General features: G+C 66.2%; 19 protein-coding genes. 11 read left to right on the forward strand and 8 right to left on the reverse strand.

Translation table 11 applies throughout. The features are described 5' to 3' along the window. Positions 1–66 precede the first annotated feature (66 nt). From GR158_RS08390 to GR158_RS08415, 6 genes are all read left to right on the forward strand, one after another. Positions 67–288: a DUF2007 domain-containing protein gene (locus tag GR158_RS08390; protein WP_160870728.1), complete on the forward strand. Its 222-nt coding sequence runs from the start codon at positions 67–69 to the stop codon at positions 286–288. Continuing rightward, a complete protein-coding gene (locus tag GR158_RS08395; RefSeq protein ID WP_371731632.1) occupies positions 285–1,091 on the forward strand; it encodes a tRNA1(Val) (adenine(37)-N6)-methyltransferase in 807 nt (268 codons plus the stop codon). Before GR158_RS08390 ends, GR158_RS08395 begins: the two co-directional genes overlap by 4 nt. 76 nt (positions 1,092–1,167) lie before the next feature. Then, a complete protein-coding gene (locus GR158_RS08400) occupies positions 1,168–2,043 on the forward strand; it encodes a S49 family peptidase (RefSeq protein WP_134648920.1) in 876 nt (291 codons plus the stop codon). A 25-nt stretch (positions 2,044–2,068) separates the two neighbouring features. Continuing rightward, positions 2,069–2,260 carry a hypothetical protein gene (locus GR158_RS08405; RefSeq protein ID WP_160870729.1) on the forward strand — a complete coding sequence of 64 codons (192 nt, stop codon included), beginning with the start codon at positions 2,069–2,071 and terminating at the stop codon, positions 2,258–2,260. 211 nt (positions 2,261–2,471) lie between these two features. Further along, the gene (locus GR158_RS08410; RefSeq protein ID WP_160870730.1) at positions 2,472–3,542 is read left to right on the forward strand and encodes a dTDP-glucose 4,6-dehydratase; all 1,071 of its coding nucleotides are present in this window, start codon (positions 2,472–2,474) and stop codon (positions 3,540–3,542) included. 169 nt (positions 3,543–3,711) lie between these two features. Then, positions 3,712–4,668, forward strand: a complete 957-nt coding sequence (locus GR158_RS08415) for a glycine--tRNA ligase subunit alpha (RefSeq protein ID WP_160870731.1) — start codon at positions 3,712–3,714, stop codon at positions 4,666–4,668. Between the two features lie 160 nt (positions 4,669–4,828). On the opposite strand, the gene GR158_RS08420 is transcribed toward GR158_RS08415, so the two are convergent. Beyond that, positions 4,829–5,026: a hypothetical protein gene (locus GR158_RS08420; RefSeq protein WP_134648916.1), complete on the reverse strand. Its 198-nt coding sequence runs from the start codon at positions 5,024–5,026 to the stop codon at positions 4,829–4,831. Positions 5,027–5,192: 166 nt separating this feature from the next. Between GR158_RS08420 and GR158_RS08425 the strand changes: the two genes are divergently transcribed. Together GR158_RS08425 and GR158_RS08430 are read left to right on the forward strand one after the other, a co-directional pair. Beyond that, on the forward strand, positions 5,193–5,741 hold the full coding sequence (locus tag GR158_RS08425) for a LemA family protein (protein WP_160870732.1): 549 nt from the start codon (positions 5,193–5,195) through the stop codon (positions 5,739–5,741). Between the two features lie 14 nt (positions 5,742–5,755). Next, positions 5,756–7,693 (forward strand): DUF2207 domain-containing protein, encoded by a 1,938-nt coding sequence (locus GR158_RS08430; RefSeq protein ID WP_160870733.1) that lies wholly within the window; start codon positions 5,756–5,758, stop codon positions 7,691–7,693. Position 7,694: 1 nt separating this feature from the next. Here GR158_RS08430 and GR158_RS08435 read toward each other — a convergent pair whose 3' ends face one another. After that, positions 7,695–8,789 (reverse strand): glycoside hydrolase family 25 protein, encoded by a 1,095-nt coding sequence (locus tag GR158_RS08435; protein ID WP_160870734.1) that lies wholly within the window; start codon positions 8,787–8,789, stop codon positions 7,695–7,697. Positions 8,790–8,950: 161 nt separating this feature from the next. On the opposite strand from GR158_RS08435, the gene GR158_RS08440 reads away from it, so the two are divergent. From GR158_RS08440 to GR158_RS08450, 3 genes are all read left to right on the forward strand, one after another. Beyond that, a complete protein-coding gene (locus GR158_RS08440) occupies positions 8,951–9,448 on the forward strand; it encodes a BA14K family protein (RefSeq protein ID WP_246665588.1) in 498 nt (165 codons plus the stop codon). Between the two features lie 173 nt (positions 9,449–9,621). After that, positions 9,622–11,394, forward strand: coding sequence for an acyl-CoA dehydrogenase (locus tag GR158_RS08445; protein ID WP_160870735.1), 1,773 nt, complete (start codon positions 9,622–9,624; stop codon positions 11,392–11,394). A gap of 12 nt (positions 11,395–11,406) precedes the next feature. Next, positions 11,407–12,162: a crotonase/enoyl-CoA hydratase family protein gene (locus GR158_RS08450; protein ID WP_160870736.1), complete on the forward strand. Its 756-nt coding sequence runs from the start codon at positions 11,407–11,409 to the stop codon at positions 12,160–12,162. Between the two features lie 7 nt (positions 12,163–12,169). On the opposite strand, the gene GR158_RS08455 is transcribed toward GR158_RS08450, so the two are convergent. The 6 genes from GR158_RS08455 to GR158_RS08480 all read right to left on the reverse strand — a co-directional run bounded on the left by GR158_RS08455 (position 12,170) and on the right by GR158_RS08480 (position 17,658). Then, the gene (locus GR158_RS08455) at positions 12,170–13,420 is read right to left on the reverse strand and encodes a class I SAM-dependent RNA methyltransferase (protein ID WP_160870737.1); all 1,251 of its coding nucleotides are present in this window, start codon (positions 13,418–13,420) and stop codon (positions 12,170–12,172) included. Then, positions 13,417–14,169 carry a TlyA family RNA methyltransferase gene (locus GR158_RS08460; RefSeq protein WP_160870738.1) on the reverse strand — a complete coding sequence of 251 codons (753 nt, stop codon included), beginning with the start codon at positions 14,167–14,169 and terminating at the stop codon, positions 13,417–13,419. Before GR158_RS08460 ends, GR158_RS08455 begins: the two co-directional genes overlap by 4 nt. Positions 14,170–14,212: 43 nt before the next feature. Then, a complete protein-coding gene (locus GR158_RS08465; protein WP_160870739.1) occupies positions 14,213–14,485 on the reverse strand; it encodes a hypothetical protein in 273 nt (90 codons plus the stop codon). Between the two features lie 170 nt (positions 14,486–14,655). Further along, on the reverse strand, positions 14,656–16,575 hold the full coding sequence (gene dxs / locus GR158_RS08470; RefSeq protein ID WP_160870740.1) for a 1-deoxy-D-xylulose-5-phosphate synthase: 1,920 nt from the start codon (positions 16,573–16,575) through the stop codon (positions 14,656–14,658). 228 nt (positions 16,576–16,803) lie between these two features. Next, a complete protein-coding gene (locus GR158_RS08475) occupies positions 16,804–17,208 on the reverse strand; it encodes a DUF1801 domain-containing protein (protein ID WP_160870741.1) in 405 nt (134 codons plus the stop codon). A 21-nt stretch (positions 17,209–17,229) separates the two neighbouring features. Then, positions 17,230–17,658: a DUF1801 domain-containing protein gene (locus GR158_RS08480; RefSeq protein WP_160870742.1), complete on the reverse strand. Its 429-nt coding sequence runs from the start codon at positions 17,656–17,658 to the stop codon at positions 17,230–17,232. Positions 17,659–17,680 lie beyond the last annotated feature (22 nt).

Genomic DNA, 17,680 nt, shown 5'->3' on the forward strand with positions numbered 1-17,680 from the left:
AGCGGGGCCTCATGCGGCAAGAGGCGAATTGTCCCGCCTCCGGAATTAAGGCTGGAAAAGACCCGAATGATCGAACTGATCCGCACCAACGACGCCGTTCTGCTCTCCTTCGCGGAGAGCCTGATGAAGGAGGCCGGCATCCACTGCCTGATCGCCGATCAGGGGATGAGCATCCTTGAAGGCTCGCTTGGCATGCTGCCCCGTCGCTTCCTGGTGGAAAGCGACCGGGAGGACGAGGCGCGCCGCATTCTCCGCGACGCCGGGCTTGCCGCGGAGCTGCGCCCGTGAGCGAGGCGTCTCCCGCGCCGGAAAATCCGGTCAAGGAAACCGTCGACGCCTTCCATTACGGCCGCTTCCACGTCGTCCAGCCGAAGGGCGTCGGCCATCGTTCGGGCATGGACGCGATGCTTCTGGCGTCGCTGGTTAGCGGCGACGGGTCCATGCGTGTCGCCGATCTCGGCGCGGGGGCAGGCGCGGCCGGCCTTGCCGTCGCGGCCCGCATCGAGAAGGCGCAGGTGCTGCTTGTCGAGCGCTCGCCGCTCATGGCGGCCTTCGCCCGCAAGTCGCTGGCGCTTGGAGAGAATGCACCCTTCGCCGGCCGTGTCAGCGTGATCGAGGCGGACGTGACGCTGACCGGCCGGGCCCGTGTGGCGGCCGGCCTGGCCGATGACGATCACGATCACGTTATCATGAACCCGCCCTTCAACGATGCCGCGGACCGCCGCGCGCCGGATGCGCTGAAGGCGGCGGCCCACGCCATGGAGGACGACCTGTTCGAGCGGTGGATCCGCACGGCCGGCGCCATCCTCAGGCCCGGCGGCCAGCTCTCGCTGATCGCCCGGCCGCAATCCATCGCCGAGATCATCGCCGCCTGCGGCCGGCGCTTCGGCGGCATCGAGATCACGCCGATCCATCCCCGCGCCGGCGAGAGTGCGCTGCGTATCCTCGTGACGGCGATCAAGGGCTCGCGCGCCCGGCTGAACCTGCGCATGCCGCTCGTCATGCATGACGGGCCCGGCCATGCCTTCAGCCCGTTCGTCAACGATCTGAACAACGGCCGCGCAAGTTATGCGCGCCTCTCCCGCCCCTGAATTTTCCGGCGCGCCATTGCGTTTTGCCGTCCCGTGCATACATCAGCCGGACGAAAGAACAGGAGACACGACCCGCATGGCCGGATTTTTGAAGAGGCTGGTGCCGAAGAAGTTCCGCAAGGAGGGCGTCGTCGTTCCCGTCGTCCGGCTGCATGGCGCGATCATGGCCGGCGGCAGCCAGTTTCGCCCGGCGTTGAACCTCGCAGGCGCCGCTCCCGCCCTCGAAAAGGCCTTCGCCTACAAGGATGCGCCGGCCGTCGCGATCTCCATCAATTCGCCCGGCGGCTCGCCGGTGCAGTCGCGGCTGATCTTCCAGCGCATTCGTGACCTTGCGGTTGAAAAGAACAAGCACGTCCTTGTCTTCGTGGAGGATGTGGCGGCGTCCGGCGGCTATATGATCGCGCTCGCCGGTGATGAAATCTTCGCCGATCCGACCTCCATCGTCGGCTCGATCGGCGTTGTCTCGGGCGGCTTCGGCTTTCCGGAGATGCTCAAGAAGATCGGCGTGGAGCGGCGCGTCTACACGGCCGGCTCCAACAAGGCGATCCTTGATCCGTTCCAGCCGGAGCGCGAAAGCGACGTGGAGTATCTGAAGTCGCTGCAGCTCGAAATCCATCAGGTCTTCATCGACATGGTGAAGGCACGGCGCGGCACGCGTCTTGCGGATGATCCCGATCTCTTCTCCGGCCTGTTCTGGACGGGTGGCCGCGGCCGCGCGCTCGGGCTTGTCGACGGGCTGTCGGATATGCGCTCCGAGCTCAAGCGCCGCTATGGCCCGACGACGCGGCTCGAACTCGTTTCCACCCCGAAGGGGTTGTTCGGACGCAAGACGCCCGGCGTCGGGGGGCTTTCCCTGGACATGGCAGACCGTATAGGCTCGGCCGGTGTTTCGGCCGTGGCCGAGCTTGCGGAAGAAAAGGCGCTGTGGGGCCGCTTCGGCCTCACCGGATAAGGCGCGTAGAACAACGGGGGAGGGCATGGCCCAGATTATCTTTCTGCTTCTGGTCGTCGGCCTTGCCTGGTTCGGCTACCGCAAGTTCGTGTCGGACGCCGAGCGCCTGAGCCGACTGCGCCGCCGCACCGAAGAGGAGCGCCGCACCGGCGCGACCGGCACGCTCGTCAAGGATCCCGAAACGGGCGAATACCGCGTACGCCGCGACGACGAGTAGCGTTTCGGCACGGTTTCATCCCGTTCCGGGGCAATGGAACCAAGGCTTACGCGTTGTTTTTGCACGTTAACCACGCCTCGTAAGGTTAATTCCGCATTTATCGCTGTGCAACGCCGGCGCGTGTTGAGCCCGCGCGCGTAACGGCCGATCCTGAGGGCATGGCCGCCATGAAGGCGGATTGCAATGCGCCTGCGCTGATCGGAGTACCACCATGGCCTCGCTCAACCTCGACCATATCCGCACCATCGTCGTGACGGGTGGCGCCGGCTTTGTCGGCTCCCATATCGTCGACGATCTTCTGGCCCATTGTCCGATGGCGCGCATCCGCGTGCTCGATGCCTTCACCTATGCCGCCGACATGTCCCATCTCGATGCGGCCCTGCGCTCCGGGCGCGTGACGATCCAGCAAGGCGATGTCTGCAATCTCGACCTGGTGACGGAGGTCCTGAAGGGGGCCGATCTGGTGGTGCATGCCGCTGCCGAAAGCCATGTCGAACGTGCCTTTTCCGTTCCCGAGCGCTTCACGCTCGCCAATGCGCTGGGCACGCAGGTGCTGGTGGAGGCGATGGGACGCCGCAGCGTGCCGCTGATGATCCATATCAGTTCGGCCGAAGTCTATGGATCGGGCGAGAACGCGCCGGCCGGCGAGCGCTCGCCGCTGATGCCCGACAATCCCTATGGCGCCTCCAAGGCCGCGGCCGAAATGCTGATCGCCGGCCTGACCCGCTCCTTCGGCCTCGATATCCGCGTGCTGCGGCCCGTCAACCTGATCGGCACGCGCCAGAACGTGGAGAAGCTGTTGCCGCGCTTCCTGGAACTGGCGGCCGTCGGCCGCGCATTGCCGGTACACGGCGACGGCCTGCAACGCCGCAGCTTCCTGACGATCGCGGATTTCTGCACGGCGCTGCGCACCGTCGTCACCAACGGCGCGGAAAACGCCACCTACAATGTCGCGGGCGAAGATCCCGTCGATATTCTCTCCGTCGCGCGCATGGTGCTGGAGACGGTGCAGGACCCGGTTGCCGGCGTAAGCTTCGTCGCCGGCCGCCCGAAGAATGCCAGCCGCCCGCCGCTCGATACGAGCGCGCTGAAAGCGCTCGGCTGGCAGGCGAAGGGATCGCTTCACGGAGAACTGCCGGCGCTTGCCGCCTGGTATGGCGCGCGCATTCCCGGCGGCGCACGCCGCCGCCTCGCACAGGTGCCCGACCTCGCACCACAACGCGTGCAGGTCGTCACGCAGACGGCCGGATCGGGCCTCTTCCGCTCGCTGGAGCGGCATTGAAGGGAGGCGATAGGCAGTAGGGTTTAGGCGGCTCGTACAAGACTTCGCCGGACGATTTCACACCTATTGCCTACTGCCTATTGCCCAACGCCTAATCCTCTTTCCCTTGACCCTTCCGGCGCATCGTGGCACCAGTCCGCCAGCTTCTATGAATGTCCGGACATGACCGATGACCTCTGCCGCCCTGCCTGATCACATGAACCCGACCCGCTCCTTTCAGGCGCTGATCCTGACCTTGCACAACTACTGGGCGGACAAGGGTTGCGCGGTGCTCCAGCCCTACGACATGGAAGTGGGTGCGGGAACGTTCCATCCGGCAACCACGCTGCGCGCGCTCGGACCGCGCCCGTGGCGGGCCGCCTATGTGCAGCCCTCGCGCCGCCCGTCGGACGGCCGCTATGGCGAGAACCCGAATCGCCTCCAGCACTATTACCAGTACCAGGTCATCCTGAAGCCGAACCCGTCGAACCTTCAGGAACTCTATCTCGGCTCTCTCGCCGCCATCGGCCTCGATCCGCTCCTGCACGACGTGCGCTTCGTCGAGGACGACTGGGAAAGCCCGACGCTGGGCGCCTGGGGCCTCGGCTGGGAATGCTGGTGCGACGGCATGGAAGTCTCGCAGTTCACCTATTTCCAGCAGGTCTGCGGCATCGAATGCGCGCCGGTGGCCGGCGAACTGACCTACGGCCTCGAACGCCTCGCCATGTATGTGCAGGGCGTCGACAACGTCTACGACCTGAACTTCAACGGCCGCGAGGGCGACGAGAAGATCACCTATGGCGATGTCTTCCTGCAGGCCGAGCAGGAATATTCCCGCTTCAACTTCGAATATGCCGACACGGCCATGCTGCACCGCCACTTCATCGATGCGGAAAAGGAGTGCCAGGCCCTGCTCGCCGCCGGTGCGCCGGGCGATGGCGACGCCCTGCACAAATGCGTGCTGCCGGCCTATGACCAGTGCATCAAGGCCAGCCACGTCTTCAACCTGCTCGATGCCCGCGGCGTGATCTCCGTCACCGAGCGCCAGAGCTACATCCTGCGCGTGCGCACGCTCGCCAAGGCCTGTGGCGAAGCCTTCCTGCTGACGGATGCCGGCGGGGCGAACTGGAACAAGGACGCGGCCTGAGGGTCGGTCTTTCTGTTGCCGGCGCCACCGTACGTCTCCTCCGTCATCCTCGGGCTTGACCCGAGGATGACGACAGAGGGGATACGCCGTCCGGGCGACACTCAAATGCGCTACCTAGCAAAAAGCCATCCGGGCCTGCCGGATGGCTTTTTTCTTGGGCTCAGGCGACGGTCGTGACCTTCACGCCCAGTTCCCAGACCGGCTTGAGCGTCGGGAAGGCGCCGGTCGGCAGCTGGCCGGCATAGGTCTGGAGCGCGCGGCGCACACCCGTCGGCCGGTCGATCGCCGCACCCATCGTGTAGGCGAGGAAGAGAGCGGTGAAGCCGAGGACGTTGAGCATGAGGGCAAGGGCTTTCATGGCGGCGGCTTCAAGGTTCGGTTGGCGATGAAGCCACTATCGGGCAAAGTGCCGCCGCGCGCGGTTCCCCCGGTGACAAGGCCGCCGGCATCGTCCGCAAGGGGCTTTCCAGCCGCGCGTTCGATGCTAAGGTCGCTGCAAACGCCATGAAGGAGCGGAGAAGCCCATGATCGGTCTGGCAATTGCGGCGGTGGTCGTCATCTACGCCATCGTCATCTACAACGGCCTCGTGCGCGCGCGGCAGGTGAAGGAAGAGGCCTGGTCGGGCATCGACGTGCAGCTGAAGCGCCGCGCCGATCTCATCCCCAACCTGCTCGAAACCGTCAAAGGCTATGCCGCGCACGAGAAGGAAACGCTGGAAAAGGTCGTGGAACTGCGCAAGCGCGCGCAGGCGGTGCCGGCGGGCGATGTCGCCGGCCGCGCCCAGGCCGAGGGCATGCTGAGCCAGGCGCTCGGCCGGCTCTTCGCGCTCGCCGAGGCCTATCCCGACCTCAAGGCCAACCAGAACTTCGCCGAATTGCAGCAGACGCTGGAGACCATCGAAGGCGAGATCCAGATGTCGCGGCGCTACTACAACGGCGCGGCGCGCGACCTCAACGTCAAGGTCGAGAGCTTTCCCTCCAATCTCGTGGCCAGCGTCTTCAAATTCGACAAGGCGCCCTATTTCGAGATCGACAACCCGGCCGACAGGGCCGTGCCGAGCGTGAAGTTCTGATACCGGAGACCCCCATGGCGCGGATCGCGGCTTTCCTGACGTTGTGGCTGTGCCTGCTGGTCGGGGGCGCCGCGCAGGCGGAAGAATATTTCGACCGCTACCATTCCGACATCACGGTGGCCAAGAACGGCGTCCTGACCGTGACGGAGACGATGCGGGTCCATGCCGAGGGCGACAAGATCCGTCGCGGCATCTACCGCGATTTCCCGCTCACCTTCACGGATGCCGGTGGCCGCGAGCGCGAGGTGGGGTTCAAGGTGCTGAGCGTCGAACGCGACGGCCAGCCCGAGCCCTATCGCACGGAAACCATCCGCCGCGGTGTGCGCATCTATTTCGGCTCGAGCGACAGGCTGCTGTCGCCGGGCTTTCACGAATACCGGCTGACCTACGAGACGACGCGGCAGATCCGCTTCTTCGATACCCATGACGAGCTCTACTGGAACGTCACCGGCACGGAATGGGCCTTCCCCATCCGCGCGGCGAGCGCTGCCGTCACGTTGCCTGCGGGCGTCACGGCGCAAGAGCTGACCGCCTTCACCGGGGAGTTCGGCTCCGGCGACAAGAATGCGCGCGCCGAAAACCGCGGCAACCGCGCGCTGTTCGAAACGACGCGGGCGCTCGCGCCCTATGAGGGCCTGACGATCGCCGTGAAGATGCCGGCGGGCAGCATCGACAAACCGACGCCCGAGGAGGAGCGCGCGCTGTTCTTCAGCGACAACCGCAATCTCTTCCTCTCCTTCGGCGGGCTGGTGCTCGTCGTCGGCTATTATCTCTGGGCGTGGCTTTCCGTGGGACGCGATCCGCCGCCCGGCGTCATGGTGCCGCGCTGGGATGCGCCGGAGGGCATTTCGCCGGCACTCGTCAACTATATCGACGGCAAGGGCTTTGGCGGGCAGGGTTGGACGGCCGTCGCCGCGGCTTTCCTCAGCCTTGCCGTCAAGGGCCTCGTCGAACTGAAGGATCTCAAGAAATCCATCGTCGTCAGCCGCACGGGCAAATCGCCTTCCGGCGCGCTGCCCACCGGCGAGGCTGTGCTGTTTGCCGCGCTGCCGTCGGATGGCGGCGATTTCGTCATCGAGAAGGCGAACGGCAAACGGGTGCAGACGCTCGGCGGCAGTTTCCGTGATGCGATGGAAAAGGAGCACCGCCACAAATATTATCTTGCGAACTGGCCGCAGGTGATCGGCGGCATCCTCCTGTCGCTCGCCTGCCTTGCCGCGCTGCTGATCTTCGGCTCCCTGCCGGAGGAGGGTGCTGCCCTCGTCATCCTGCCGGTCTTCGCCGCCGTCTTCGTTTCGATCTTCGCCATGGCGCTGGGCCGCAGCCTGCGGCAGGCCAAAACGCTCGGCGCGCGCATCCTCGCCGTGGCCATGATCGCCTTTGTCAGCTTCGTGCTCCTCACCGTGTTCGGCGGCATTGCGCTTGCGGTCTTCGCCGAGGCCGAAGCGGCCGGCGAGATGCCGCTTTTCGTCGCCGTCGGCGGCATCGTCGTCGCCAATATCGTCTTCTTCTTCCTGATGGGCGCGCCCACGCCGCTCGGACGCAGGATGATGGATGGCATCGAGGGACTGCGCCAGTATCTGACGCTCGCCGAGAAGGACCGCATGAACATGGCCGGCGCGCCGGAGATGTCGCCCCGCCATTTCGAGACGCTGCTGCCCTATGCGGTGGCGCTCGGCGTGGAAAAACCCTGGTCGCAGACCTTCGACCGCTGGCTGCTGTCGGCCGCGGCTGCGGGCGCGGCGGCCGCTGCCTACCAGCCCGGCTGGTATCATGGCGATGGTTTCTCGTCGGGCCGCTTCTCCGACCGGATGGGCAATTTCGCCGGGTCGATGGCCGGCACCATGCAATCCTCGCTGCCGGATCCGCCGAAAAGCTCGTCCTCCGGCTTCTCGTCGGGCGGCGGTTTCTCCGGCGGGGGCGGCGGTGGCGGTGGCGGCGGCGGCTGGTAGGTCAGAGGTCCTGATAGTTCAGCGGCGTCACGTCGACCAGGCGATGCCCGGGCTTGGCCATGACGCCGGCAGCGGCGGCAAGACCTGCTTTCGCCTCGCCCGAGACGGTGATGGAGAAGGTGGCCGCCGTGCCGCCGGCAAGGGTCACCACACCGCTCGTCTGCGCTTGCGCGCCCGCGGAAACGGCGGCCTCGGCGGTGGCTTTGAGCAGGCTTGCGGCGGGGATCGAAGCGGTCAGGATATCGTCGACGGGTTCGAACGGCTTTTCCGGCAGCAGGCTGCCGAAGGCCCAGATGGCTTTCAGCGCCGCCTTCGTCATCGGCGCGACATTCACGTCGATGTCGTTCAGCGCGCCCTTCACCCGGTAGGGGCAGCGCCGCTTCGTGCAGTTGGCGGCGGCCGAGAACTGCCAGAGCGCGTAATTGTCCCAGTTGCCCATCGGGAAGCTGCCGGTAATGCCGGGCTTGTAACGGGCATACCAGAGCGGCAGGCGCGAAAGGGTGCGGTAGCGGTCCCGGTTGGCGGCGATGTGCAGCGCCGTGATGTGATTGGTGTAGAGCACGGGGTAGCGGCCCGTGCGCGTGCGGACATGGCCGGCGAAGACCTGCGCGTCGTCGAGCGACATATAGCGGTCCGGATCGAGCCCCTCGATATCGAGCACCATCATCTCGTCGTCCTGGGGATTGGCATAATCGAGGAAATGGTTGGCCTGTTCGATCGGGTTGCCGGGCCGGGCGAGGTGATAGGCGCCCCAGAGCAGGCCCTTGGAGCGGGCGAGCAGCCGCCGCGTCTCGTAGAGCTCGCGGCTGACCGCATATTTGCGCCACATGGTCTTGCAGTGCGCGAACGTGTCGCCGCCATGGTCGCCCTGGCAGCTGTAGCTTTCCGGCAGTCCGTCGGACGCCTTGGAGATGAAGCCCGCGATGCGCTTGTCCGTCAGCATGTCGGACCAGTCGATTTCGTTCAGCTCATAGGCGTCGATGACGATGGCGTTCTCAGGCTTCTTCCACGGTTCGACGTCGGCGGCCGCCGCGGCAAACGGAAGGGCCGTCGAAAGGAGAAGGGCGGCAAGGCCGGAAAACTGCGCGGAATGCATGGACGCTCCTTCGCGAATCGCTGGTTTTTCGCGAAGCCCGATGCTGCGGCAGACATGGTTAAGGAACGTTGAAACCTGGCGGCGGGAACAATCGCCGGTCTTTCGCGTTCCGCTGGCAATTATGCCGTCCTATGATGACGGCGAGACCAGGGAGAAACGCCATGAGACTGACCAGCAAGTGCCTTGTCGTTGCGCTTTCGGCGCTGTTTGCCGCGACGCCGGTCGCGCCAGTGGGCGCCATGCCCTTGCCGGTCGTGAAGGTCCAGCCGGCCGAAACCAGCACCGGCGCCCAACTCGTCGATCATCGCGTCTATCCGCGCCGGCACTGGCGCGGCAATCGCCATTGGCGTGGCGACCGTCATTGGCGCGGCAATCGCGGCTGGAACCGCCACCACGGGCGTTACTACCGCGACCGCTGGCATCATCGCCGCCATTATGGTCGCTACTATCGCCATCGCGACAATGCCTGGGTGCCGCTCGCCATCCTGGGCATGGGGGCGGTGGTGGGCAATTCCGTCGCCCGCGACCGGCGCGTCTATTCCGGCGGGCGCAGCCATGTCAGCTGGTGCGCCAACCGCTACCGCTCGTATCGCGCCTATGACAACACGTTCCAGCCCTATAACGGCCCGCGCCGCCAGTGCTACTCGCCCTATCGGTGAGCGCACTCGGCCGAAGGGTATCGAGACGAAGGCTGACCGGGTGACCGGTCAGCCTTTTCTTTTGCCGAGCGCGGCAAGCCGGGTCGGGCCAAACATTGACGTTTACGTAAAAATCAATAATCTGCCCGCCAAGGAGCCGCGCTTCGGCTGAGCGCGCGCAGAGGAGGATAGAGATGTACAAGGCGCCGGTCGAGGAGATTGCGTTCACCCTCAAGCACGTGGCGGGCCTCGCGCCCGCGCTCGACGGCGGCCATCTCGGCGACCTCACCGACGATCTCGTCGACGCCATCCTTGCCGAAGCCGGCCGCTTCGCAAGCGAGGAGATCGCCCCGCTCGGCGCGATCGGCGACACCGAGGGTGCCCGCTTCGCCGATGGCACGGTGACGATGCCGACTGGTTGGCCGGCGCTCTACAAGGCCTGGGCGGACGGCGGCTGGAACTCGCTGACCGCGTCGCCGGATTTCGGCGGGCAGGGGTTGCCGCATATGCTGCATGTCGCCGCATTGGAAATGTGGAACAGCGGCTCCATGGCCTTCGCCATTGGCCCCACACTCACCATCGGCGCCATCGAGGCCCTGACGGCGCATGGCTCCGATCACCTGAAGAACACCTATCTGCCGAAAATGGTCTCGGGCGAATGGATGGGCTCGATGAACCTCACCGAGCCGCATGCCGGTTCCGATCTCGGCGTGATGAAGACCCGCGCCGAGCGTCGCGGTGACGGCACCTACCGCCTGTTCGGCCAGAAGATCTTCATCACCTATGGCGAGCACGATTTCACCGACAATATCGTGCATCTCGTTCTCGCCCGCCTGCCGGATGCGCCGGCCGGCACGCGCGGCATCTCGCTGTTCCTGGTGCCCAAGTTCCTCGTCAACGAGGATGGCTCGCTCGGCCCGCGTAACGACGCCTATTGCCACTCCATAGAACACAAGCTCGGCATCCACGGCTCGCCCACCTGCACCATGATCTATGGCGACGGCCGCTTCGGGGAGGAAGCAGGCGCCATCGGCTGGCTGGTCGGCGAGGAGAACCGCGGGCTCGCCTGCATGTTCACCATGATGAACAATGCGCGCCTCGCCGTCGGCATGCAGGGCGTGGCCATCGCCGAAGCCGCCACCCAGAAGGCCATCGCCTATGCGAAGGAGCGCACGCAGGGCAAGGCGCCCGGCTGGCAGGGTTCGGGCATGAGTCCGATCATCGAGCACCCGGATGTCGCGCGCATGCTGCTGACCATGAAGGTGCTGACCCAGGGTGCGCGCGCCATCACCTATGCCTGCGCCCACGCCGTCGACATGGCGCACGGTGCGGATGCCAGGCACTGGTCCGAGCGCGCGAGCCTCCTCACGCCCGTTGCCAAGAGCTTCGCCACGGATGCCGGCGTCGATGTCGCCTCGCTCGGCGTCCAGGTGCATGGCGGCATGGGCTTCATCGAGGAAACGGGTGCCGCCCGCCTTTACCGCGATGCGCGGATCGCGCCGATCTATGAGGGCACCAACGGCATCCAGGCCATCGATCTCGTGACGCGCAAGCTGCCGCTGTCGGAGGGAAATCACATCCGCGGTTTCATAGCCGAATTGCGGGATATCGCCGCAAAGGCGGCTGCCAGCAACATGCCGGCGCTGGGCGAGACCGGCGAACGGCTTACCGAGAGCATTGCCGACCTGGAAGCCGCCACCGATTGGCTGCTCGCCGCCGTCTCCGAAGGCCGGCAGGTCGAGGCGCTTGCCGGGGCCACGCCCTATCAGCGCCTCTTCGGCCTGGTGTTGACCGGTGCCTATCTCGCCAAGGGCGCGCTTGCCGATGGCGGCGATGGCCGCAACGAGGAGCGCGCGGCGCTCTGCCGCTTTGCGGCGGAGAATGTCATCGGCGAGACCGCCGCGCTGCGCGAGCGGGTGATCGGCGGCGCAGCGAGCCTTGCGGCAGCGCGCGCCGTTCTGGGCTGAAAGGAAGAGAACATGACCGACCATATCCTGATCGAGCGTCCCGAGGCCGCACCGGGCGTCCAGGTGATCCGCTTCAATCGCGCCGACAAGAAGAACGCCATCACCCGTGCGATGTACGAGGCCATGACGGCGGCGCTGAAAGAGGGCGATGTGGACGAGGGCGTGCGCGCCACCGTCTTCCTCGGTTCGGACGGCTGCTTTTCCGCCGGCAACGACCTCACCGATTTCATGGCCGTCGCGATGGGCGGCGCCATGGCGCGCGAGGCGGTCGATTTTCTCTACGCGCTCGCCACCTACATGAAGCCGCTCGTTTCCGGCGTGGACGGGCTTGCCATCGGTATCGGCACCACGATCCACCTGCATTGCGACCTGACCTATGCCTCCGACCGCACGCAATTCCGCACGCCCTTCGTGGACCTCGCGCTGGTGCCGGAGGCGGCCTCCAGCCTGCTTGCGCCGCGCCTCATGGGCCACCAACGGGCCTTCGGGCTGCTGGCTGCCGGGGACGGCCTTTCCGCGAGCGCGGCGAAGGAGGCAGGCCTTGTCTATGCGGTCGTCGAGCCCGGTGCCGTCGAACGCGAAACGCTCGCCGCCGCGGGCCGCCTTGCCGCCAAGCCGCCGAAGGCGCTGGCCATTGCGCGCAACTTGGTTCGCGGCGACCGGTCGGACGTGCTTGCGCGCATCGATGAAGAACTCGGCCATTTCTCCGCGCAGCTGAAGAGCCCGGAGGCGCGCGCAGCCTTCGAGGCGTTCATGACGCGCCGTTGAGCCGACCCTATTTTTCCAGAACCGCAACCGCCTCGACATGGGCCGACCAGAGGAACTGGTCGATGGGTGTCACGAGGCGGATCCGGTAGCCGGCGGCGGTCAAGATTGCCAGGTCGCGGGCAAGGCTGATCGGGTTGCACGACACGGCGACAATGGTCTTCACGCCGGAGCGGGCAAGTTCCTTGCACTGGTCTTCCGCGCCCGCGCGCGGCGGATCGAAGACCACGGCATCGTAGACCTTCAGTTCGGAGGCCATCAGCGGGCGGCGGAAGAGATCGCGCCTTTCGATGGTCACGGGCTTCAGGCCCTGCGTGTTGCGCGCGGCATGGTCCAGCGCCTTGATCGCCTTTTCCTCGCCTTCCACCGCGTGCACCTTGGCCTGGCGCGCGATGCGCAGGGCGAAGGTGCCGGAGCCGGCGAAGAGGTCGGCGACCCGCTTGGCCTTGCCGAGCGCGGCCAGCACGAGGTCGGCCATGGCCTCCTCGGCAGGCTTCGTCGCCTGGGTGAAGCCGCCGGACGGCGGGGAGACGCGCACGCCGCCGAACTCGATCTCCGGCTTCATCGGCTCGATCAGGATTTCGCCGTCGCTGGTCGCGCGCGCGATACCGCGCAGCGCCAGCACGCTTTCGGTCACGGCATGGCGTTCCCGGGAGCCGACCTTCTTCACGCCCTCGAAGGCGAGGTCGAGGCCCGTCAGCGTTTCCAGCACGGTCACGCGGAACGGCTCGGCCGAGGTGGCGATGGCCGCCGCGACCTGGCGGATCGCATCCAGCCGGGACACGATGCCGTCGCTGGCGATGGGACAGTGGTCGATGGAAACGATGTGGTGGCTGCCGGCCTGGTTGAAGCCCAGCAGCATGCCCTTTTCCGTCTTGCGCGCGGTGAAGGTGACGCGGCGCCTTTGGCCGGGCGCGGCCGTGACGAGCGGCGCTACGTCCGGTGTCAGCCCCTTGGATTTCAGGGCGTTGACGACGAGCGAGCGCTTGAAGTCATGATAGAGCGCGTCGCCCGCATGCTGCAGCGTGCAGCCGCCGCAGGTGCCGTTCTTGCCGTCAGGGCCGAAATGCACGCAGGCGGGCGTGATCCGCTCGGGCGAGGCGACCGACATGGACATGACGGTGCCGTGGTTCTTGACGCGCGCGACGGCGACCGTCTCGCCGGGCAGGGTGAAGGGCACATAGACCGGGCCGGCGGGCGTGTCGGCAATGCCGTCGCCGCCGCTGCCGAGCCGCGCGATGGTGAGCGTCTCGGTCGTCATGGCTTCACGCCTCCCAGCAGGAATTCGACATTGCCGTCGCCGCCGGCAATCGGCGAGGGGATGAGGCCGAGGCTCTTCCAGCCCATGTCCTCCACCAGCCAGCGCTCCAGTTCGGCAGCGACCGCGGGCGCGCTGTCGGGGTCTTTCAGAAGCCCCGCCTTGCTGATCGCCTCGCGGCCCGCCTCGAATTGCGGCTTGACGAGAAGCACGCAGAAAGCGCCGGCTTCGGCGAAGGAGAGCGCGGGCGGGAGTGCAAGCTTCAGCGAGATGAAGGACACGTCGGAGACGATGCCTCCAACCGGCCGGTCCTCGATATCGTCTGTGGTGAGCGCCCGTGCATTGAGGCCCTCGAGATTGGTGACGCGGTCATCGGCGCGCAATTTCGGATGCATCTGGTCGTGGCCGACATCGATGGCGACGACATGGGCCGCACCCCGCTCCAGCAGCACCTGCGTGAAGCCGCCGGTGGAAGCGCCGATATCGAGACAGTCGAGGCCCGCGGGGTCGAGGCGGAAATGGTCGAGCGCTGCCGTCAGCTTCAGCGCGGCGCGCGACACGTAGTCCTGCGCGGGGTCGTCGATGGCGATGACGGCGGAAGCGGGAAAGCAGGAGCTCGGCTTGGTGACGACGCGGCCGTTGACGGTCACGGTGCCGCGCGCGATGGAATCGCGCGCTCGCGAGCGGCTGGGCACGAGGCCGGCATTCAGCAGGAGCTGGTCGAGGCGGATGGTTTCGGTGGGTTCGGACATCGCCTCTCATGACGCCTTGCGCGAAAAGAGGCAAGCCCCGGAATCACAGCCAGATGATGCGGCCGGCAAAGGCACGCGCCGAATCGAGATCGATCAGCGCCGAAATACCCTGCAAGGTCGCCTGCGGCGGCTCGCGCCGGACGATCACGGGCTCCTCGCCGATATCGTGCGACTTGCGGATATCCGGCAGCTTCTTCTGGAGGATGGCGATCGCCGCGGCCTCTATGGCCGGGTCATGCGCCGGCCGCTCGTCCGCCGCCATCGCCGGCGCATGGCAAAGTGCGGCGGCGAGAACCGCAAGATGCGCGTAACGCATGGTGAAAATCCCTGTCCGGTCTTTTTTGTCTTTGACGGGACACTAGCAGCCGGAGGTTTCGGAACGGCCAAGGGATGTGGTTACGCGGTTGCAAAACGGCATGGTTGAGAAAAGGTGACGCGCCGGAGAAAGACGCGTCACGGCCTCGCCGGGGACGGGCAGGGGGCCGGTCAGCCGGCCGCGCCGACCCCGATGGCCTTCTGGCCGAGCGCCTTGAAGACGGTGGATACGATGCCGGCGCGGTCCAGGCCGGCCTTGGCGTACATCGCGTCGGGCTTGGCCTGCTCCATCCAGATATCGGGCAGCACCAGCGGGCGCACCTTCAGCCCGTGGTCGAGCAGGCCTTCCATGGCGAGGAACTGCAGCACATGGCTGCCGAAGCCGCCCACCGCACCTTCCTCGATGGTGATCAGCACCTCGTGGTGGCGGGCAAGCTGGCGGATCAGGTCGTGGTCGAGCGGCTTGGCGAAGCGCGCATCGGCAACCGTCGTGGAAAGCCCGGCGGCGTCGAGGTCCTCGGCGGCCAGCAAACAGTCGGCCAGGCGGGTGCCGAAGGACAGCAGCGCCACCTTGGAGCCCTGCTTGACGAGGCGTCCCTTGCCGATCTCGAGGATTTCGCCCCGCGCCGGCATCTCGACGCCCACGCCCTCGCCACGCGGATAGCGGAAGGAGATCGGGCCGGCGTCATAGGCGGCTGCGGTGCGCACCATGTGCTTCAGCTCTGCCTCGTCGGCGGCGGCCATCACCACGAAGCCCGGAAGCGTCGCGAGATAGGTCGTGTCGAACGAGCCGGCATGGGTCGGCCCGTCGGCGCCGACGAAACCGGCGCGGTCGATGGGAAAACGCACCGGCAGGCCCTGGATGGCCACGTCGTGCACCACCTGGTCGTAACCGCGCTGGAGGAATGTCGAATAGAGCGCGCAGAACGGCTTGTAGCCTTCGGCGGCAAGGCCGGCGGCGAAGGTTACGGCGTGCTGTTCGGCAATGCCCACGTCGAAGGTGCGCGCCGGGAAGGCATTCGCCAGCTTGTCGAGGCCGGTGCCGGCAGGCATGGCCGCGGTGACGCCGACGATCTTCTCGTCGAAGCCGGCTTCCTGCACGAGCGCTTCCGCGAAGACAGAGGTATAGGCCGGCGCATTCGGTTTCGCCTTGGCCTGCGCGCCGGTGATCACGTCGAATTTGTTGACGCCGTGATATTTGTCGGCGGCGGCTTCGGCGGGCGGATAGCCCTTGCCCTTCTGCGTCACGACATGGATCAGCACGGGGCCCTTGGCATTGTCGCGCACGTTGCGCAGCACCGGCAGCAGGTGATCGAAGGAATGGCCGTCGATCGGGCCGATATGGTAGAAGCCCATCTCCTCGAACAGCGTGCCGCCGGTGACATAGCCACGCGCATGCTCGACGGCGCGGGTGATCGCCCGGTCGACGGTCTTGCCGAGATAGGCCGTCAGCTTCTTGCCGAGTTCGCGGAAGCCCATATAGGTGCGGCCGGAGGCGAGGCGCGCGAGATAGGCGCTCATCGCGCCCGTCGGCGGGGCGATCGACATGTCGTTGTCGTTGAGGATGACGATGAGGCGCGCATCGAGCGCGCCGGCATTGTTCAGCGCCTCATAGGCCATGCCCGCCGACATCGCGCCGTCGCCGATGACGGCAATGACATTGCGATGTTCGCCCGCAAGATCGGCCGCGACCGCCATGCCGAGGCCGGCGGAAATCGACGTCGAGGAGTGGGCGGCGCCGAAGGGGTCGTATTCGCTTTCCGCGCGGCGGGTGAAGCCCGAAAGGCCGTCTTCCTGGCGCAGCGTGCGGATACGGTCGCGCCGGCCGGTCAGGATCTTGTGCGGGTAACACTGGTGGCCGACATCGAAGATCAGGCGATCTTTCGGCGTATCGAAAACCTTGTGGATGGCGATGGTGAGTTCCACCACGCCGAGGCCAGCGCCGAGATGCCCGCCGGTGCGCGAAACGGCGTCGATCATTTCCGACCGCAGTTCGCTGGCGAGCTGCGGCAGGTCGCGATCGTCCACGGCCTTCAGGTCTGCGGGAATGCGGACCTGGTCGAGCAGGGGGGTGGCTGGCGTCTGTGTCACTCTCATGCCTCGTTGTCGCGCCCGCCGGCGATGCCTCCCTCACGGAGGCGCGGCCCGGGCGTGCGGTTTCGCAACCGCGCTTGCCTGTCAAATGCAGAATGCCGAGCGCGATTTCAACCTTTTCGGCAAGTCTAGATTGGTTTTCGGCGGATTGATACCGCTCAATCCGTCACAGGCGCGGACTCTCTGCGCGCATTGGGGCATTTTGCAGACACGCCCCGGCGGCACTCACCGCTTTTTGGCACTGCGGGATGCCCGATTGAGCGCGATGGCCGCGCGAACCAGGTCTTTTAGTGCCTCCTCGCTGATCGCATCGCCCTCGCGCAGATCGATGGCCCGGCGCGTATTGCCCTCCAGGCTGGCGTTGAACAGGCCCTCCGGGTCCTCCAGCGCAGCGCCCTTGGCGAAGGTCAGCTTGACCACGGCCTTGTAGGTCTCGCCCGTGCAGATGATGCCGCCATGTTCCCACACCGGCACGCCGCGCCATTTCCATTCCTCGACAATATCGGGGTCGGTCTCACGGATAGCGGCGCGCACCTTGGCCAGCGTTTCACCACGCCAGTCCGCCAGTTCGGAAATCCGACGGTCGATCAGTACGGAAGGCGATTCGGTCCCGTTCTTTTCCTCGGTCATCGCGGTTGTCCTCGATTGGCGTTACAGGCGCTCGCCGGGAAGCGCGCTTGCCTGGCTAATCCAAGCCGCAAGCTGTCGTTCGTCCAGCGCCTCGCCTTCATGGATATGGAAATAGCGCGTCTCGTCCGTCTTGGAAGACACCGGCGGAACGGGATCGAGCGACGTGCCGCGAAAGAAGGTCAGCTTTATGTATTTCGCAAAGCAGTGATAGCTGAGGAACCAGCCTTCGCCCTCCACGCCATAGAAGGGCGAGTTCCACTTCACCGCCTTGCGGACGCCCGGTACGGTCTTTTCGATGAGAGCGTCGAGCTTGCGGCCGATGTCGCTCTTCCAGCCTGGCATGGCCGCGATATAGGCCTTTACCGGCGCGTCACCTTCTCCCTTGGCGATCTGCGGGTTGCCGCCTGAGAGAAGGACGACGCCGTCCGGTTTCGTCGTTTTGTCAGCCATGCATCTCCTCCCGTTTTGCCTG

Origin of the sequence: Shinella sp. AETb1-6, assembly GCF_009826875.1 — a bacterium.
GTDB lineage: Bacteria > Pseudomonadota > Alphaproteobacteria > Rhizobiales > Rhizobiaceae > Shinella > Shinella sumterensis.

What these genes read in the sequence shown, in the direction of transcription:
- GR158_RS08390 (WP_160870728.1), top strand. Translation starts at nt 67, where the DNA reads ATGATCGAACTGATCCGCACCAACGACGCCGTTCTGCTCTCCTTCGCG.
- GR158_RS08400 (WP_134648920.1), top strand. Translation starts at nt 1,168, where the DNA reads ATGGCCGGATTTTTGAAGAGGCTGGTGCCGAAGAAGTTCCGCAAGGAG.
- GR158_RS08405 (WP_160870729.1), top strand. Translation starts at nt 2,069, where the DNA reads ATGGCCCAGATTATCTTTCTGCTTCTGGTCGTCGGCCTTGCCTGGTTC.
- GR158_RS08410 (WP_160870730.1), top strand. Translation starts at nt 2,472, where the DNA reads ATGGCCTCGCTCAACCTCGACCATATCCGCACCATCGTCGTGACGGGT.
- GR158_RS08415 (WP_160870731.1), top strand. Translation starts at nt 3,712, where the DNA reads ATGACCTCTGCCGCCCTGCCTGATCACATGAACCCGACCCGCTCCTTT.
- GR158_RS08420 (WP_134648916.1), bottom strand. Translation starts at nt 5,026, where the DNA reads ATGAAAGCCCTTGCCCTCATGCTCAACGTCCTCGGCTTCACCGCTCTC.
- GR158_RS08425 (WP_160870732.1), top strand. Translation starts at nt 5,193, where the DNA reads ATGATCGGTCTGGCAATTGCGGCGGTGGTCGTCATCTACGCCATCGTC.
- GR158_RS08430 (WP_160870733.1), top strand. Translation starts at nt 5,756, where the DNA reads ATGGCGCGGATCGCGGCTTTCCTGACGTTGTGGCTGTGCCTGCTGGTC.
- GR158_RS08435 (WP_160870734.1), bottom strand. Translation starts at nt 8,789, where the DNA reads ATGCATTCCGCGCAGTTTTCCGGCCTTGCCGCCCTTCTCCTTTCGACG.
- GR158_RS08440 (WP_246665588.1), top strand. Translation starts at nt 8,951, where the DNA reads ATGAGACTGACCAGCAAGTGCCTTGTCGTTGCGCTTTCGGCGCTGTTT.
- GR158_RS08445 (WP_160870735.1), top strand. Translation starts at nt 9,622, where the DNA reads ATGTACAAGGCGCCGGTCGAGGAGATTGCGTTCACCCTCAAGCACGTG.
- GR158_RS08450 (WP_160870736.1), top strand. Translation starts at nt 11,407, where the DNA reads ATGACCGACCATATCCTGATCGAGCGTCCCGAGGCCGCACCGGGCGTC.
- GR158_RS08455 (WP_160870737.1), bottom strand. Translation starts at nt 13,420, where the DNA reads ATGACGACCGAGACGCTCACCATCGCGCGGCTCGGCAGCGGCGGCGAC.
- GR158_RS08460 (WP_160870738.1), bottom strand. Translation starts at nt 14,169, where the DNA reads ATGTCCGAACCCACCGAAACCATCCGCCTCGACCAGCTCCTGCTGAAT.
- GR158_RS08465 (WP_160870739.1), bottom strand. Translation starts at nt 14,485, where the DNA reads ATGCGTTACGCGCATCTTGCGGTTCTCGCCGCCGCACTTTGCCATGCG.
- GR158_RS08475 (WP_160870741.1), bottom strand. Translation starts at nt 17,208, where the DNA reads ATGACCGAGGAAAAGAACGGGACCGAATCGCCTTCCGTACTGATCGAC.
- GR158_RS08480 (WP_160870742.1), bottom strand. Translation starts at nt 17,658, where the DNA reads ATGGCTGACAAAACGACGAAACCGGACGGCGTCGTCCTTCTCTCAGGC.